The sequence below is a fragment of the Propioniciclava sp. MC1683 genome (assembly GCF_014164675.1).
Taxonomy (GTDB): domain Bacteria; phylum Actinomycetota; class Actinomycetes; order Propionibacteriales; family Propionibacteriaceae; genus Propioniciclava.
Map to the genome: position 1 here is coordinate 62,401 of NZ_JACJFX010000013.1, position 15,293 is coordinate 77,693.

Consider the following 15,293-nt stretch of genomic DNA (forward strand, 5'->3'; position numbering starts at 1 on the left):
CCGGTGGGGGCTCCATCATCGCCCACCCCGCCCGGATCAGGCGCCGGTGTACTCGTCGAACGCCTCGAGCACCTTCGTGGAGTACGCGACCGACGGGCCGCCGCCCATCAGGATGGCCACCGCGATGACGTCGGCGACCTCCTCGCGCGAGACGCCGGCCTCGATGGCGTCGTGGACGTGGCAGTCGATGCAGATGTCGCAGTGCACCGCGATCGCGATGGCCAGGGCGATCAGCTCCTTGGTCTTCGTGTCGAGTGCCTTGGGCGCCATGGTGGCCTGGTGCAGGCCCATGAAGGCCTGGACGGCCTCGGGTGCGATCCCCGCCATCGATTCGAGGTTCCTGTAGAAGCAGGCGCGACTCTCGGCGTGGCTGGACATGGAAGAACTCCTCTCGTAGGACGGCGTTGTCGCCGCCGTGGTTCCAGCCTCTCATGCTTCTGACGAGAACATTCGCACACGGGTAACCTCGCTGCGTGAGGATCGCCACTTGGAACGTCAACTCCGTCAAGCAACGCGTGCCCCGGCTCCTGCCGTGGCTGGAGCAGCGGCGTCCGGACGTGGTCTGCCTGCAGGAGACCAAGCTGACCGACGAGGCGTTCGCCACCCTGCTGGCCGACCCCCTCGCCGAGCGCGGCTACACCTTCGCCCACCACGGCCAGGGGCAGTGGAACGGCGTCGCCCTGCTCTCCCGGGTCGGGCTCGACGACGTCGAGCGCGGCTTCCCCGGCCAGCCCGACTACGACGGCCGCGCCGAGGCGCGGGCGATCAGCGCGACCTGCGGGGGCGTCCGGGTGCACTCGCTGTACGTGCCGAACGGGCGCGAGGTGGCGTCCGACCACTACGCCTACAAGCTCACCTGGCTGGACGCCCTCCGCGCCGCCGTCGCCGCCGGGCCCGACGACGTGGCGCTGTGCGGCGACATCAACATCGCTCCCGCGGACGCCGACGTCTTCGACCCCGCCGCCTACGTCGGGCACACGCACGTGACCCCGCCCGAGCGGGACGCCGTGGCCGCGTTCGGCCTCGTAGACGTCCTGCGCGAACGCTGGCCCGACGAGCGGGTGTTCTCCTACTGGGACTACCGCGCCGGCATGTTCCACCAGGACCTCGGCATGCGCATCGACCTCATCCTGGCCTCGGCCCCCGTCGCCGCCCGGGCCAAGGCGGCCTGGGTCGACCGCGAGGCGCGCAAGGGCAAGCTGCCCTCCGACCACGCCCCGGTCATCGTCGACCTCGACCTGGCCCCCGACGGCGACATCGGCCCCGTCGTGCCGCCACCGTCGCGCCCGGCCCGGCCGCGGGGCCGCGTCACGCTCCCGCAGGGGTCACGGGACGCCTGAACCGCGGCCCCAGCCCGGCCGCGGCGGTCGGGGCGGGAGGAGTCGAGGGCCACGCGGGCAGCCTAAGGTGGCGGGGACGACGAGAGGAACACCATGACCTTCCTGCCCGACGACCTCCTCACCGCGATCCACGCGCGTGCCGCCGAGGTCGACGCCGCCAACACCTTCCCGGACGCTGACCTGGCCGACCTGCGCGCCGCCGGCTACCTCGCCGCGTTCGTCCCGACCGAGTTCGGCGGGGCAGGCCTCACGGTGGAGGAGGTCTGCGCCGAGCAGACCCGGCTCGCCAAGGCGTCCCCCGCGACGGCGCTGGGCATCAACATGCACCAGATCATCGTGGGTGTCGGCCGCCACCTCGCGGCCCACGCGACCGAGCCGGCGAGCCGCACGGCGGGGGAGACCATCCTCCGTGAGGCCGCCGCCGGCGAGGTGTTCGGGTTCGCGATCAGCGAGCCGGGCAACGACCTGGTCCTGTTCGGGTCGATCACCGAGGCCCGCCCCGACGGCGCCGGCGGCTACACGTTCCACGGCCAGAAGGTCTTCACCTCCCTCGCCCCGGTCTGGACGCGCCTGCTCACCTTCGGCGCCGACCGCACCGACCCGGACGCCGCGCGCAACGTCTTCGCGATCCTCACCCGGGACGCCGGCGGCTTCGAGGTCGCCGACGACTGGGACACCCTCGGCATGCGCGGCACCCAGTCGAACTCGACGAAGCTGACGGGCGCCCCGGCCCCGGCCGACCGCGTCCTGCAGGTCGTCGCGCCCGGCCCGAGCCTGGAGCCGATCATCTTCGGCATCTTCAGCCACTTCGAGGCGCTGCTGGCCGCCACCTACCTGGGCCTGGGCGACCGCGCCATCGAGGTCGCCGCGGCGCACGTGAAGAAGCGCCGCTCGGTGAAGAACGACGACGTCTACGCCAACGACCCCGACATCCGCTGGCGTCTGGCCGATGCGGCGATCCGCATGAATTCCGCGCACGCCGAGGTCACCCTCGTTGCGCGCGAGCTCGACGAGGGCCGCGACCACGGCATGCTGTGGCTGCCGAGGCTCAGCGGGTGCAAGAACGCCGCGGCCGAGGCGTCCCGGCACGCCGTCGACCAGGCGATCCGGGCGTGCGGCGGGTCGTCGTACTCGAACTCCCACGAGCTGTCGCGCCTGTACCGCGACGTGCTGGCCGGGCTGTTCCAGCCGTCCGACCAGGAGTCGCTCCACGGCGCCTGGGCGAACGTCGTGCTGGGCCCGGTCTCCCGCTGAGCCCCGACCCGCGTCCGGGTCAGACGACCGCGTCGTCGGCCGTCCCCGGGCTGGCCGGCGGGGCGGCGGCGTGCGGTGGGTGGTAGACGAGGTCGGCGTAGTCGGGGTGCCGTTCGATCCAGCCCCGCACGAAGGGGCACATCGGAAGCACCTGCACGCCGATGCGGCGGGCGTGGTCGAGGGTGGTGCGCACCAGCAGGCTGCCGATGCCGTGGTGCTCCCAGCGCGGCTGGACCTCGGTGTGGGTGAAGACGAGCAGCTCGGCGGTCTGCTCGTAGGCGGCCCAGCCCAGGACACGGCGACCCCTCCGCACCTCGAAGCGGCGGCGTTCGGGGTTGTCCACCACGGAGTAGCCGTCGAACGTGTCCATGACCCAGCCTAACCCGGCACCCCCGTCCCCGACCACGTCCTGACGGCCGGGGACGCTACCGTGTCGCCCGGAACCGCGCGTGCACGACGGCCTCGCCGCGCACGTCCTCGGGAGCCACGCCCCCGCCCGCGGACTCGTCCTTGAACGCCATGCTGCGCAGCGCGCCGGCCGCCATCGGGGCCGGGCCGACGCCCGGCGGGGCGACCAGCAGACCCGGGTCGGCGACCTCCTCCAGCTCGACGTCCGACCAGCCCGCCGCCTGCGCGATCGCCAGCGCGCGGGCCCGGGCCTCCTCGACCGCGCGGGTGAGCGCGGCCGCCTCGGTGGCGGTGCGGGTGGCGTCGGTGAGCGCCCACTCGACCTGCGTGAGCTGGACGCCCTCGCGCTCGGCCCAGCGGCCGGTCACCTCGGACAGGGCGGTGAAGTCGCGGAACTTCGCCTTCAGGGTCGCCGACGCCCCGTACCGCGGCGCGAGCGGCTGGCCCTCCGGCCGCCACGGGCGCCACGACCGCGTGACCAGCGGCCCCACGGCGTACCAGGTCAGCGGCGCGTCATGGGCCTGGCGGAGGCGGTGCAGGTCGCGGCCGAGGGCGTCCACCACCTCGGCGGCGGCGCGCGAGGTGGCCGCGCGGTCCTCGCCCTCGAGGTCGACGTGGAGGTGCACGGTGCCCCGCTCGGGGGCCAGGGACCAGGCGTGGCTCCCCACGACGGTGATCTGCATGGCGAGGCCTTTCGATCGGTGAGGCGGAAACAGCCCGATTCGTTGAATTTTTGCGGTTCCCCCACGGCGGGGCCGGACCGGGTTTGGCGTGCAGATTAGCCTCACGAAGGGAACCCCAGAGGGCCACGACGCAGAAGGGCACTCTCAGCAACGGTCGCGTGGTCTCCTACGCGCTGGGCGATGTCGCCAACAACCTCGCGTTCCAGATGACGTCGATGTTCCTCATGGTCTACATGACCGACATCGTGGGGCTGTCCGCCGCAGCGGCGGGCACCATCTACGCCGTCACCAAGGTGTGGGCCGGTGTGGCCGACCTGGTCGCCGGCAGCACGGTCGACAAGGCCAACACCAAGTGGGGGCGCCTGCGGCCGTGGATCCTGTGGGGCTCCACCCCACTGGCCATCACGCTGGTGCTGTTGTTCAGCACCCCCGCCGGCCTGACCCCGACCCAGGCGTTCGTCTGGGTGCTCCTGCTCGACGCGGCCTTCCAGCTCGCGTACTCCTTCGTGAACATCCCCTACGGCTCGCTGTCGGCGGCGATGACGCAGAACTCGCTCGACCGCTCGCGCCTGTCGGGTGCCCGGTCGATCGCCTCGGCCGTCACCGGCGTGGCCCTGTCGGCGGTCATCTCGCCCCAGTTCAAGGGCATCGCCGACCAGCCGATGGAAGAGGTCCGGCGAGTGGAAGACGGGCACCCGCTCCGAGGGCGGCTCGTACTCGATCGTGTCGTTCGTCCGCAAGTGCGGCCAGGGCCTCGGCGGCGCGCTCGGCGGCCCGATCATCGCGGCGTTCGGCTACTCGGCGGCCATCCAGGCCGGCGACCCCGGCTTCGACCGCATGGTCACCGGCCTGCGCATCGCGACCGGCTGGGTGCCGGCCGCCCTGGGCGTCATCGCCGGCCTGATCATCTTCTTCTACCCGCTGACGAGGCCATCGGCCGCAAGGTCGCCGAGCGCCTGGGCGTGCCCTACGTCGGGCAGCGGCTCAGCTCGACCGACATCGAGGCCGCTGAGACCACCGGGCTCGAGCTCGAGTCCGGCTGGGACCGCTTCGTCCGGTCGCTCGCCAACCGCGGCGTCTCCGACGCCGACCTCAACCTCGGCTCCGACCAGGCCGCCGACCGGCACCTGGCCGCCCAGAACACCATCGAGGTGCTGGACGCCGTGGGCTCCGGTGGCGTCATCCTCGGCCGCAACGCGACGGTGATCCTCGCCCAGCACCCGGGCGCCCTGCACGTGCGGCTCAACGCGCCCGCCCACGTCCGTGTCGGCCGGGCCGTCGAGCTGGACGGCATCACCGCCGAGGTGGCCGAGGAACGGCGCGAGCAGGAGGACCTGATCCGCGCCGAGCTGTCCCAGCGGCTCTACGGCTGGAACCCCAACGACGACGAGAACTACGACGTCGTGGTCAACACCGGCCGCTACAGCCTGGACGAGGCGGCGGACATGATCATCCGCGCCTACGAGACGAGGTTCGGCACCAACCGCTGAGGCGTCACGCCAGCCCGTTGCGGTGGGCGATGACGACGAGCTGGGCGCGGTCGCGCGCGCCCAGCTTGAGCAGGATGTGGCTGACGTGCGTGCGCGCCGTCGCCTTCGAGATGAACAGCCGCTCGGCGAGCTCGTCGTTGTTGAACCCCTCCGCCACCAGCTCGAGCACCTCGCGCTCGCGCTCGGTGAGGTCGTCCAGGCCCGGGTGACGGGGGGACGCCGTGGGTGTGCGTCGCTGCCCCGCGAACGTGCTGATCACCCGGCGCGTCACCGTGGGGGAGAGCAGCCCCTCGCCGGACGCAGCCGCTCGGATGGCGCGCACGATGTCGTCGGGGTCGGCGTCCTTGACGAGGAACCCGGACGCCCCCGCCTCCAGGGCCGCGAACACGTACTCGTCGAGCTCGAACGTCGTCAGCATGACCACGTGGGTGCCGGCCAGGTCGGGGTCGGCGGCGATGGTGCGCAGGGCGGTGAGCCCGTCGGTGCCGGGCATCCGGATGTCCATGAGCACCACGTCGGGCCGGTGCGCGCGTGCGGCCGCCACCGCTTCGTCGCCGTCGGCGGCCTCGCCCACCACGGTGAGGCCGGGCTCGGCCGCGACGAGGGCGCGCAGCCCCATCCGGACCAGGGCCTGGTCGTCGGTGATCAGCACGGTGATGTCGGTCACGGTCGCTCCCGGGTGGGCAGGTGGGCACGGACGAGGAAGTGGTCGCCCTCGGGCCCCGCGACGAGGGTGCCGCCGAGCGCCCCGACCCGCTCGCGCATGCCGCGCAGGCCGCCGCCCTCCGGTCCGGGGTGGGCCTGCGCGGGCAGCGGGTTGGTGACGATGATGTCCAGGCCCCGGGGCGTCCGCTCGGCGGCGACGGACACGGGCGCGCCCGGCGCGTGCCGGATCGCGTTCGTGAGCGCCTCCTGCACCACGCGGTAGGCGGCGGCCTGGGTGGCGGCGCCGATGCCCGCGGCGTCCGGCAGCGGGGCCAGGTCGACCCGGACGCCCCCGGCCCGGACCTCGGCGACCAGCGCCGGGACCGCGGCGAGGCTGGGCGTGGGCGCCAGGGGGCCGGCGTCGTCGCCGCGGAAGGCGCCGAGGGTGTGGCGGAGTTCGGCGAGGGCGTCCTTCGACGACGTGCGGATCGCCTCGAGCGAGGTGCGCGCCTGGCCCGGGTCGGCGTCCAGCACGCGCAGGGCGACGCCGGACTGCAGGGAGATCATCGACAGCGAGTGGCCGACGACGTCGTGGATCTCGCGGGCCAGCCGCAGCCGCTCCTCGGACGCCGCGCGCTCGACCGCCTCGGCCTGCTCGCGGGCCCGGGTCTGGCGCCGGCCGATGGCGAGCGCCACGAGCAGCGTGGGGATGAGCACCCACGCGAACTGGGTGCCGATCGAGGACCACATGCGCCAGTCGGTCAGGCCGAGGCCCGGGGCGTCCCACCACGTGGCCCACAGGGCGACCAGCAGCAGGGGTAGCCACGGTGCGGCGCGGTTGAGCCCGCGGGCGCGCACGAGACCCAGCGAGAGCACGAGTGCCGGCACGAACCCGCCGAAGGAGGGGCCGCCGAGCGCGCCGTAGGCGACGAGGCCGGCCACGCCGAGGAGGAAGCCCGGCAGCGGGCGGCGGTGCAGGAGCAGGATGCCCGCCATGACGGCGGCGATCGACGCGACCGCGGGGGCGGTGAAGGCCGCGTAGGCCTCGGGTGGGGGCGGCTCCATGGGCATCGGCGTCGGCTCGGTGCGCCACGACGCATCGCCGTAGTGCTGGGCGAAGGGGGCCACGCGCCAGGCGAACGCGAGCGCGACCGCCGAGCCGACGGCCCCGGCCACGGTGCGCACGCGTCGGTCCATGCGTCGAAGGCTACGACCTCGAGGGGGGCGCCGGCATCGGTCTGCGTACGTATCGCGGGGTACGTCGGGATGCGTACGCGGGGCTCGTCGAGGTTCATCGCCGGGGCCGATGGACGCGACGCGCCGCCGGCGTTGGATGGAGCCATGAACGAAGCACTGCTCCCCCTGCACGTGACCGTCGTCGGCGGCCACTTCCTGCCCGGCCTCCTGGCCCTGATCCTCTGGATCGTCCTGTTCAAGGTGTTCTTCCGTCGCGGTGGCCTCGGGCCCGTCCGCTGGGACCCTCGCCGGCGTGCCGGCGAGGAGGGGTCGGCGGGCCGCCCCCGCCACGGCTTCGGCCCCGGTGCCGCCGGGCACCGCCCCCCGTGGGCGCAGCAGTCGCCCGAGGAGGCGGCGCTGGCGACGCTGGCCGAGCGGTTGGCGTCCGGTGACATCACGCCCGACGAGTACCTCGAGCGCTCCACCGTGCTGCGCGAGGCCCGGAACCGGGGGGAGTGAGCGCCATGTGGATCATCGCCCTGGTGGCGTTCGTGGTGGTGCTCTCCCGCGTCGGGCGCCTCGGCCCCTTCGCCTGGGACCCGGCCTGGCGCACCCGTCGTGCGGCCCTGTGCGCGCCGGCGTCCCCGTCGGACCAGGCCGAACGCATCCTGGCCCGCCGCCTCGCCGACGGTGACTTCACCGTCGACGACTACTACGAGCGGCTGAGCCTGCTCCAGTCCCGCTGACCCCGTCGAAACCGTTCGCCCGGCGCCGCATCCCGGCACCGGGCGGACGGTGGCGTGTGCGGCCGACCGGGATCACGCGAGCGAAGTCGCGAGGGGATTGCCCGCGGCGTCGGTGCCCGGGTCGCGGGTCAGGAGGGCGACCACCTGGGTCAACGAGCGACCGCGCCGGGAACCCGCCACCGTGTAGGAGTCGAGCGCCCCGGTGTAGGCGATCCGGACCCGGTTGCCCGCCAGCGAGACCTCGACGCTGCCGGTGATCGCGCCCACCTCGGTGGTCATGACCCCGCCCGGTGGGGTGTCGAACCGGGCGCGGGTGAGGCGGCGCTGGACCGACGGCTTCTCCCGGGCGGCGCGTGCGGTGGGCGACGCGAGGCCGGCCACAGGTACCGGGGGCGCGGGGGCCGCCGGGGCCACCATGGGCGTACAGGCGACCAGGGCGACGAGGACGTGGAACAGGACAGGGGAGCGCATGGCGTACCTCCTGGGGGTGGGTGGTGGACGTGTCCTCGACGCTAGGGGCACGCCCGACCCGGACGCACGAGATCCGCACGCCACCCTGTGGACAACCGCCCGAGGGCTACCGGATCGGGTCGGGGCACAGCTCGCGCCGGCCGCAGCCGTCGCAGTGCTCGCCCATCCAGAACCGGTCGAACTCCTCCTCCAGACGCGCCACGAACGCCGGGTCGTCGCCGACCGCGCCGAACTCGAGGTTGCGCCGGGCCTCCGACTTCGCACCCAGCCCGGCGCCGGTGAAGTTCGCCGACCCGGTGTAGCCCAGCCGCCCGTCGACGATCACCATCTTCCAATGGCTGCGCGGGCAGATCTGCAGCTCCAGACCGCCCTCGACCAGGCCGGGCAGCGCGTCGAAGCTCTCCCGGAACGCCCGCGACGGCACCTCAGCGTGGATCACCCGGAACTGCACCCCGCGCGCGGCCATGCGGGCGAACTCCTCCAGCACCGGCCGGTAACGGCGGCGCGGCCCGGCCACGTACATGTCCTTGAGGTTCGCCGTCGCGATCCACACCGACCGCTCGGCGCGCAGCACCCCCTCGGTGATCACGCGCCGGTGCAGTTCCTCACCCGACAACCAGTCGACCCCCACGAACCCGGACGCCCCGCCCTCAGTTCCTGCTCTGCCGCGCGCCGCGCCACAGGTCGATGCCGCCGTTGACGGCGTGCTCGTCGATCGCCTCGAGCTCGGAGTCGGTGAACGTCAGGTTGTCGAGCGCGCCCAGGTTGTCGAGCAGCTGCTCGGGCCGCGAGGCGCCGATCAGCACCGAGGTGACCCGCTCGTCACGCAGCCCCCACGCCAGCGCCATCTGGGCCAGCGACTGCCCGCGCCCGGCGGCGATGTCGTTCAGCGCACGGATGTGGCCGAGGGCCTCGTCCGACAGCAGGTTCTCGCCCAGCGACTTGCCCTGGGTGGCCCGCGAGCCCTCGGGCACGCCGTCGAGGTAGCGCGAGGTGAGCATGCCCTGGGCCAGCGGCGAGAAGGCGATGCAGCCGGCGCCGACCGACTCCAGGGTGTCGAGCAGCCCGTCCTCGACCCAGCGGTTGAGCATCGAGTAGGAGGGCTGGTGGATCAGCAGCGGCGTCCCGAGGTCGGCCAGGATGCGCGCGGCCTCGGCGGTCAGCTCGGGAGAGTACGACGAGATGCCCACGTAGAGCGCACGCCCGGTCCGGACGATGTGGTCGAGCGCCCCGATCGTCTCCTCGAGCGGGGTGTCGGGGTCGGGGCGGTGGTGGTAGAAGATGTCGACGTAGTCGAGCCCCATCCGCTTCAGCGACTGGTCGCAGGAGGCGATGAGGTACTTCCGGGTGCCGCCGATGCCGCCGTAGGGGCCGGGCCACATGTCCCACCCGGCCTTGGACGAGATCACCAGCTCGTCCCGCAACCCCGCGAAGGAGCCGCGCAGGTGGCGTCCGAAGTTCGTCTCGGCCGAGCCGTACGGCGGGCCGTAGTTGTTGGCCAGGTCGAAGTGGGTGACGCCGCGGTCGAACGCGGTCTCGAGGATCGCCTTCTGCCGCTCGAACGGCACGTCGTCGCCGAAGTTGTGCCACAGGCCCAGGCTGATCGCGGGCAGCTTCAGGCCCGACCGCCCGATGGGGCGGTACTGCATGGTGTCGTAGCGGTCGTCGGCCGGTCGGTACATGGTGGTCCCCCAAGTCGTTGAGGGTTCCATCCTGTCACCCGGACGCCGCGGGCGTGGTCAGTCCTCGCGCGCCTCGCGGGTGGCCTTCTCGTTGGCCTTCTGGAGCGCCTCGACGAGTTCGGCCTTGGTCATCCGCGAGCGGCCCTTCACGTCGAGCCGGCGGGCCAGGCCGAGCAGGTGCTCCTTGGTCGCGTTGGCGTCGACCCCGCCGGCGCTCTGGCCGCCGGACGGCCCACCGCGCTCGGCCCGCTCGTCCGAGGGGCCCGGCTCGTCCTTGGCCTCCCAGCGGTCGCCCACCTTCTCGTGCGTGTGCTTGACCGCCGCCCAAGCGGTGCGCTGGGCACGTTCCTCGTCGCCGTCGTAGGACTCGATCGCCGCGTCGTAGGTGTGCGCGTAGGTCCGTTGCGCCTGGTCCGACGAGCGCTCGAGGGTGGACGGCAGCTCCGACTTCTTCGCGGAGCCGTCCTTGTTGGTCTTCGGCATGGCCCCTCCTCCGCCTGTGACCCTACGCTGGGCCCACCGATCTGACGAGGGCTGACGAGGGAGCACGATGGCCAGGCCGCTGGAGCAGAACATGGGCCCCGAGGCGATGCAGCGCGCCACGGGCCGCACGCACGAGGAATGGCGGGTCGTGCTCACCGAGGCCGGCGCGATGGCGTGGGACCACCCCACGATCGCCAGGCACCTCGTCGAGCAGCACGGCGTCGACGGTTGGTGGGCCCAGGCCATCACGGTCGACTTCGAGCAGGCCTGCAAGGGACGCCTCCACGGCCAGCGCGCCGACGGCACGTTCTCCACGCAGAAGACCATGACGATCCCGGGCGAGCCCCTGGACGCCCTCGCCGCCGTCGCCTCCGTCGTCACCGCCCGCCACGGGGAGGCCCACGGCCAGAACTTCACCACGGCCATGCCGAACGTGCGCTGGCGCCTGCCCGACGGCACGCGGCTCTCGGCGTCGGTGCAGGGCCGCAACAGGACCGGCAGCCCGGTGAACCTGACCTGGGAGAGGCTGCGCACCGCCGAGGCCGCGCTGCTGGCCAAGGCCGAGCTCGAGGACATCCTCACCGAGGCGCGCCATGGGCATGGCTGAGCGCGCCCGCGCCTCCTGGGAACGCGTCGCGCCCGACTACGACACCGCCACCGCCGGCCTCGAACGCCGCTTCCTCGCGCCCAGCCGGCCGTGGGTGTGCGGCCGCGCGTCGGGCGAGGTGCTCGAGGTCGCGATCGGCACGGGCGCCAACCTGCCGTACTACGCCGACGGCGTCCGGCTGACCGGCCTGGACGCCGACCCGACGATGCTGGACGCCGCCCGCCGCAAGGTGCGCGTGGGCGGGTACGACGTCACCCTGGTCGAGGGGGACGCGCTGGCCCTCCCGTTCGCCGACGCCTCCTTCGACGCGGTCGTGTGCACCTTCGCGCTGTGTGGGGTGCCCGACGAGCGGGCCGCCCTGCTCGAGATGGTGCGGGTGCTCCGCCCCGGCGGCGACCTGCTGCTGGCCGACCACGTCGCGGCGTCCAACCCCGTCGTGCTCGCGCTCGAGCACGCGGTGACCGCCGTCACCGCCCGCAGCCACGGCGAGTACTTCACCCGCCGCCCCCGGCTGGTCGTGGACGCCCTCGGCCTGCCCGTCGTCGCCAGCCGCCGGCGGACCTTCGGCGCCCTGGAGGAGGTCCACGCCCGGACCCCCGCCCGTGGCGCGGCCGCGGCCTGACTGCCACAATCGCGTCCCATGGCCGAACCGCGCACGCTGCCGTCCCCGCTCGACCGACTCCGGCTGCCCGTCGTGGCCGCCCCGATGTTCCTCGTCTCCAACCCCGACCTCGTGGTCGCCTGCTGCAAGGCCGGCGTGGTGGGGTCGTTCCCCGCGCTCAACCTCCGCACCACCGAGGACCTCGACGGTTGGCTCTCCACCATCGAGGAGCGCCTCGAGCCCGACGACGCCCCGCACGCGGTGAACCTGATCGTGCACGGGTCCAACGCCCGGGTGCGCGACGACCTGGCGATCCTGGGCAGGCACCGGGTCCCGATCGTGATCACCTCCCTCGGCGCGGTGACCGAGGTGGTCGAGGCCGTGCACTCCTGGGGCGGCATCGTGCTGCACGACGTCACCAACGAACGCCATGCGCGCAAGGCCGCCGCGGCCGGCGTCGACGGGCTGATCCTCGTCTCGGCCGGGGCCGGCGGCCACGCGGGCACCATCTCGCCGTTCGCCCTGATGGCCGAGGTGCGCGACTGGTTCGACGGGCTGATCCTGCTCGCGGGCGCGCTCTCGACCGGCGCCGACGTGCTGGCCGCCCGCGCGATGGGCGCCGACCTGGCCTACCTGGGTACCCGCTTCATCGCGACCGCCGAGGCGGGCGCCTCGGAGGGCTACAAGGACATGCTCGTCGAGGCCGGCTCGGGCGACATCGTGCACACCCCCTCGGTCAGCACCATCCCCGCCAACTTCCTGCGGGCGTCGCTGGAGGCGGCCGGCTACGACCTCTCCGCCGTCCCGGGTAGCGTCGACCTCGCCCACCTCACCGACCCGACCGAGGCGCACGCGAAGGCGTGGCGCGACGTCTGGTCCGCGGGACACGGGGTGGCCGCGATCACCGACGTGCCGCCGGTCGCCGACCTCGTCGACCGGCTCGAGGCCGAGTACGACGCGGCCCTGGCCCGCCTGGTCGCGCCCGTGGCGGAGTGATCCGGCCCTAGGTGGTTCCACCTTGACCGGACCCCACGCACACCGACGCTTGGTGCCCCGGGCCGACTGGTCGGACGCGCCTCCCCCTGGTCGCGAGGCATTGCCCCCCGTCGGACCCCACCGACAGGATCGGTCGTGTCCGGCATCGGCAACGTGTACCGCGCCGAACTGCTCTGGCGCGCAGGGATCGACCCGCACACCCCCGGATCGTCCATCGACGCCGAGACGCTGGCCGCCCTCTGGGACGACGCCGGCGACCTGCTGGCCGTCGGGCTCGGGGCCGGCTGGATAGTCGCGCACCCCGATCAGGTCGCCGAGGCGAAGCGCCTGCTCGCCCGCGGCGAAGACGTCCCCCGGTGGGCGAAGCGCTACGCGGTCTACCGGCGACGCGGCCTCCCCTGCCCGCGCTGCGGGACGCCCGTGGCGTCCGAACGGCTGGGGCTCCAGACGATGTACTGGTGCCCCGGCTGGCAGGAGTACCCGTAGCCTGAACCGCCCGCCCCGTAGGGCATGATCGGACCATGCAGAGCAGCCAGCACCACCCCAGCGAAGGCGTCCGCGCGCCGTTCGACGCCACGATGGCACGCGTGGGGAGGCTGCCATGACCGAGTTCACCGAGTGCGATGTCCTCGTCGTCGGCGCCGGACTGGCCGGCCTGGCCTGCGCGCAGCGCCTCGTGGACCGCGGCCGCGACGTGATCGTGCTGGAGTCCGCGGACCGCGTCGGCGGGCGGGTGACCAGCGACGACGTCGACGGCTTCATCGTCGACCGAGGCTTCCAGGTGCTCAATCCGGCGTACCCCAGCCTCGCCGAGGTCGTGCCGGTCGGACGCCTCGGGCTTCGGCCCTTCCCCCGCGCGATCGCCGTCCGCCGCACCGACGGCCTGTCCACGCTGAAGGACCCGACCCGCGATCCGTTCGCCCTGGCCGGTGACCTGAGCAGCGGCCTGGTCACGCTCGGCTCCGCCGGGTTGGGGGCATTCTTCGCCCGCGCCGCCGCGGTCGATGAGCCCTACCGTCGGGCGTTCGACGTCGCTCGCTTCACCGGTCCCCTTCGCGACGAGGTGGTCGAGCCCTTCCTCGCCGGCGTGATCTGCGAGGACCAGGGCGCCACCTCGTCCCGGTTCGTCTCGTGGCTCCTGCGCCTGTTCGCCCAGGGAACACCCGGCGTCCCCGCCCGCGGTATGAGGGCGCTGCCCGAACTGCTCGCCCGGGGCCTCGACGTGCGGCTGAACACGCCGGTGACCGAGGTCGCCAGCGGCACGGTGCGGACGGACGGCGGAGCCTTCGCCGCCCGCAGCGTGGTGCTCGCGGCCGGCCCCGGGTGTGCGCACCTCGCGCCCAGCGCGTCGGTCGAGTGGCACGGCACGCGGACATTCTGGTTCGCGTGCGACGCAGCTCCGGCGTCCGATGCCCGCATCCACGTGGACGGACGCCGCACCGGTCCGGTCACCACCACCTGCGTCACCTCGCTCGCCGCGCCCTCCTACGCCCCGGACGGGCGTCACCTCGTTCCCGCGCTCACGCTCACCGAGCGGGGCGTGGCCTCCGAGCAGGACGTCCGCAGCCACCTGGCCGAGATCTACGGGGTGCCGACCGACGGCTGGGAGGTGGTCGCCGTGCACGACCTCCCGCACACCGTTCCCGCGGTCCGCCCGCCCTACGACACGGGCCGCCGCGTGGAACGCCGCGACGACCGGACCCTCATCTGTGGCGACCTGATGGGGAACGCGTCCACCGAGGGAGCGCTGGCGTCCGGCCTGGCGTCCGCCGACGCGATCCTCGCCTGAGGCGCCGAGTCTGCGGCGGCTACGGCAGGGCCCGTTCCGAGGCGGTTTGGGCCCCACCCGGTGTGCACTTCGAGCTCACGGAACTATCGCCACAGCGATGGGATCGCCGCCTCGAAGTGCACACCCGGGGGGTCGGGCGTGGATACCGACCGAAAGTCAGCCGTTCAGCAGCGTGCTGAAGTCGGGGACGTTGGCGAACTCGTCAGCGTAGTCGACCGCGGGGTTGCGCTCGATGAGCTCGGTGAACTCGGTCCCGGCGCGTTGGACGCGGCGCGCGAGGCCCGACTCCTTGGTGCCCCAGTCGTCGGTGGCGGCGAACACGCCGGTCGGCGCGACGGCGGCCTTCAGGTAGAAGAACATCGGCAGCATGGTCTGGTCGATCGCCAGGCTGTGCCGGGCCGTCCCTCCGGTGGCGGCCATGAGCACCGGACGCCCCTTGAGCACGCCCTCGTCCAGCAGGTCGAAGAACAGCTTGAACAGGCCGCTCACGCCCGCGTTCAGCACCGGGCTGACCGCGATGACGCCGGACGCCGTGCCGACCAGGCCGAACGCCTCCTGCAGCGCCTTGTTGGGCACGTGCGAGGAGTAGTAGGTGGCCAGGTCGACCGCGAGGTCGCGCAGCTCGAGGACCTTGACCTCCGGCGTCGGGGTGCCTGCGGCGGTCATGGCCTTGACGGTGGCCTCGGCGAGGCGGTCGCCGAGCATGCGGGAGCTGGACGGCGTCCCCATGCCGGCGCTGATGACGAGGAGGTGGGACATGTCAGTTGGCTCCCTTCAGGGCGGCCTCGTAGGGCGACTGGCCCGTGACGTCGTCGACGCCCACGGTGCGGTGCTCGGTCAGCGTGCCGGCGACGCGGGCCTTCTCGACCAGCGACGCGTGGGTCGGCGCCTCCGGGATGTGCGCGGGGCGGCCCTCGGCGTA

At 73.4% G+C, this 15,293-nt stretch carries 19 protein-coding genes and 3 pseudogenes; 12 read left to right on the plus strand and 10 right to left on the minus strand.

What is annotated here, in order from left to right; all coding sequences use genetic code 11:
• Nucleotides 1–36 precede the first annotated feature (36 nt).
• Nucleotides 37–378, minus strand: a complete 342-nt coding sequence (locus H5397_RS09760) for a carboxymuconolactone decarboxylase family protein (protein WP_182817013.1) — start codon at nucleotides 376–378, stop codon at nucleotides 37–39.
• 95 nt (nucleotides 379–473) lie between these two features.
• Here H5397_RS09760 and H5397_RS09765 point away from each other — a divergent pair, with 95 nt between their 5' ends.
• Complete coding sequence (locus H5397_RS09765; protein ID WP_182817015.1) at nucleotides 474–1,340, plus strand: exodeoxyribonuclease III; 867 nt, start codon at nucleotides 474–476, stop codon at nucleotides 1,338–1,340.
• A 93-nt stretch (nucleotides 1,341–1,433) separates the two neighbouring features.
• Nucleotides 1,434–2,594: an acyl-CoA dehydrogenase family protein gene (locus H5397_RS09770; protein ID WP_182817017.1), complete on the plus strand. Its 1,161-nt coding sequence runs from the start codon at nucleotides 1,434–1,436 to the stop codon at nucleotides 2,592–2,594.
• A gap of 19 nt (nucleotides 2,595–2,613) precedes the next feature.
• On the opposite strand, the gene H5397_RS09775 is transcribed toward H5397_RS09770, so the two are convergent.
• A complete protein-coding gene (locus tag H5397_RS09775; protein WP_182817019.1) occupies nucleotides 2,614–2,964 on the minus strand; it encodes a GNAT family N-acetyltransferase in 351 nt (116 codons plus the stop codon).
• 55 nt (nucleotides 2,965–3,019) lie between these two features.
• A complete protein-coding gene (locus tag H5397_RS09780; RefSeq protein WP_182817021.1) occupies nucleotides 3,020–3,685 on the minus strand; it encodes an SIMPL domain-containing protein in 666 nt (221 codons plus the stop codon).
• A 158-nt stretch (nucleotides 3,686–3,843) separates the two neighbouring features.
• Here H5397_RS09780 and H5397_RS19140 point away from each other — a divergent pair.
• The 3 pseudogenes from H5397_RS19140 to H5397_RS19150 form a co-directional block, all read left to right on the plus strand.
• A pseudogene (locus H5397_RS19140) lies at nucleotides 3,844–4,317 on the plus strand (MFS transporter); the annotation flags it as partial.
• Nucleotides 4,318–4,408: 91 nt separating this feature from the next.
• Nucleotides 4,409–4,555, plus strand: a pseudogene (locus H5397_RS19145) (hypothetical protein); the annotation flags it as partial.
• A 68-nt stretch (nucleotides 4,556–4,623) separates the two neighbouring features.
• Nucleotides 4,624–5,175: pseudogene (locus H5397_RS19150) on the plus strand (AAA family ATPase); the annotation flags it as partial.
• Between the two features lie 4 nt (nucleotides 5,176–5,179).
• Here H5397_RS19150 and H5397_RS09790 read toward each other — a convergent pair.
• Both H5397_RS09790 and H5397_RS09795 read right to left on the minus strand, forming a co-directional pair.
• On the minus strand, nucleotides 5,180–5,842 hold the full coding sequence (locus H5397_RS09790) for a response regulator transcription factor (RefSeq protein ID WP_309224329.1): 663 nt from the start codon (nucleotides 5,840–5,842) through the stop codon (nucleotides 5,180–5,182).
• Entirely contained in the window at nucleotides 5,839–7,017 is a 1,179-nt protein-coding gene (locus H5397_RS09795) for a sensor histidine kinase (RefSeq protein WP_182817023.1), read from the minus strand. Before H5397_RS09795 ends, H5397_RS09790 begins: the two co-directional genes overlap by 4 nt.
• 144 nt (nucleotides 7,018–7,161) lie before the next feature.
• On the opposite strand from H5397_RS09795, the gene H5397_RS09800 reads away from it, so the two are divergent.
• Nucleotides 7,162–7,515: an SHOCT domain-containing protein gene (locus tag H5397_RS09800; RefSeq protein ID WP_182817024.1), complete on the plus strand. Its 354-nt coding sequence runs from the start codon at nucleotides 7,162–7,164 to the stop codon at nucleotides 7,513–7,515.
• A 5-nt stretch (nucleotides 7,516–7,520) separates the two neighbouring features.
• Nucleotides 7,521–7,742 (plus strand): hypothetical protein, encoded by a 222-nt coding sequence (locus H5397_RS09805; RefSeq protein ID WP_182817026.1) that lies wholly within the window; start codon nucleotides 7,521–7,523, stop codon nucleotides 7,740–7,742.
• A 72-nt stretch (nucleotides 7,743–7,814) separates the two neighbouring features.
• Here the strand turns inward: H5397_RS09805 and H5397_RS09810 are convergent, their stop codons facing one another.
• From H5397_RS09810 to H5397_RS09825, 4 genes are all read right to left on the minus strand, one after another.
• A complete protein-coding gene (locus H5397_RS09810) occupies nucleotides 7,815–8,213 on the minus strand; it encodes a hypothetical protein (protein WP_182817027.1) in 399 nt (132 codons plus the stop codon).
• Between the two features lie 106 nt (nucleotides 8,214–8,319).
• A complete protein-coding gene (locus H5397_RS09815) occupies nucleotides 8,320–8,802 on the minus strand; it encodes a phospholipase D family protein (RefSeq protein ID WP_182817029.1) in 483 nt (160 codons plus the stop codon).
• 61 nt (nucleotides 8,803–8,863) lie between these two features.
• Nucleotides 8,864–9,895: an L-glyceraldehyde 3-phosphate reductase gene (mgrA, locus tag H5397_RS09820; RefSeq protein WP_182817031.1), complete on the minus strand. Its 1,032-nt coding sequence runs from the start codon at nucleotides 9,893–9,895 to the stop codon at nucleotides 8,864–8,866.
• A gap of 57 nt (nucleotides 9,896–9,952) precedes the next feature.
• Entirely contained in the window at nucleotides 9,953–10,378 is a 426-nt protein-coding gene (locus H5397_RS09825; RefSeq protein ID WP_182817033.1) for a ChaB family protein, read from the minus strand.
• A 67-nt stretch (nucleotides 10,379–10,445) separates the two neighbouring features.
• Between H5397_RS09825 and H5397_RS09830 the strand changes: the two genes are divergently transcribed.
• The 5 genes from H5397_RS09830 (at nucleotide 10,446) to H5397_RS09850 (ending at nucleotide 14,371) form a co-directional block, all read left to right on the plus strand.
• Nucleotides 10,446–10,985 carry a hypothetical protein gene (locus H5397_RS09830; RefSeq protein WP_182817035.1) on the plus strand — a complete coding sequence of 180 codons (540 nt, stop codon included), beginning with the start codon at nucleotides 10,446–10,448 and terminating at the stop codon, nucleotides 10,983–10,985.
• Nucleotides 10,978–11,607, plus strand: a complete 630-nt coding sequence (locus H5397_RS09835; protein WP_182817037.1) for a class I SAM-dependent methyltransferase — start codon at nucleotides 10,978–10,980, stop codon at nucleotides 11,605–11,607. The genes H5397_RS09830 and H5397_RS09835 overlap by 8 nt, the downstream gene beginning before the upstream one ends.
• Nucleotides 11,608–11,625: 18 nt before the next feature.
• Complete coding sequence (locus H5397_RS09840) at nucleotides 11,626–12,582, plus strand: nitronate monooxygenase family protein (RefSeq protein WP_182817039.1); 957 nt, start codon at nucleotides 11,626–11,628, stop codon at nucleotides 12,580–12,582.
• 135 nt (nucleotides 12,583–12,717) lie between these two features.
• Nucleotides 12,718–13,068 carry a hypothetical protein gene (locus H5397_RS09845; protein WP_208091083.1) on the plus strand — a complete coding sequence of 117 codons (351 nt, stop codon included), beginning with the start codon at nucleotides 12,718–12,720 and terminating at the stop codon, nucleotides 13,066–13,068.
• Between the two features lie 115 nt (nucleotides 13,069–13,183).
• Complete coding sequence (locus H5397_RS09850; RefSeq protein WP_182817040.1) at nucleotides 13,184–14,371, plus strand: NAD(P)/FAD-dependent oxidoreductase; 1,188 nt, start codon at nucleotides 13,184–13,186, stop codon at nucleotides 14,369–14,371.
• Nucleotides 14,372–14,527: 156 nt separating this feature from the next.
• Here the strand turns inward: H5397_RS09850 and H5397_RS09855 are convergent, their stop codons facing one another.
• A complete protein-coding gene (locus H5397_RS09855) occupies nucleotides 14,528–15,130 on the minus strand; it encodes a CE1759 family FMN reductase (protein WP_182817042.1) in 603 nt (200 codons plus the stop codon).
• Nucleotides 15,131–15,293 lie beyond the last annotated feature (163 nt).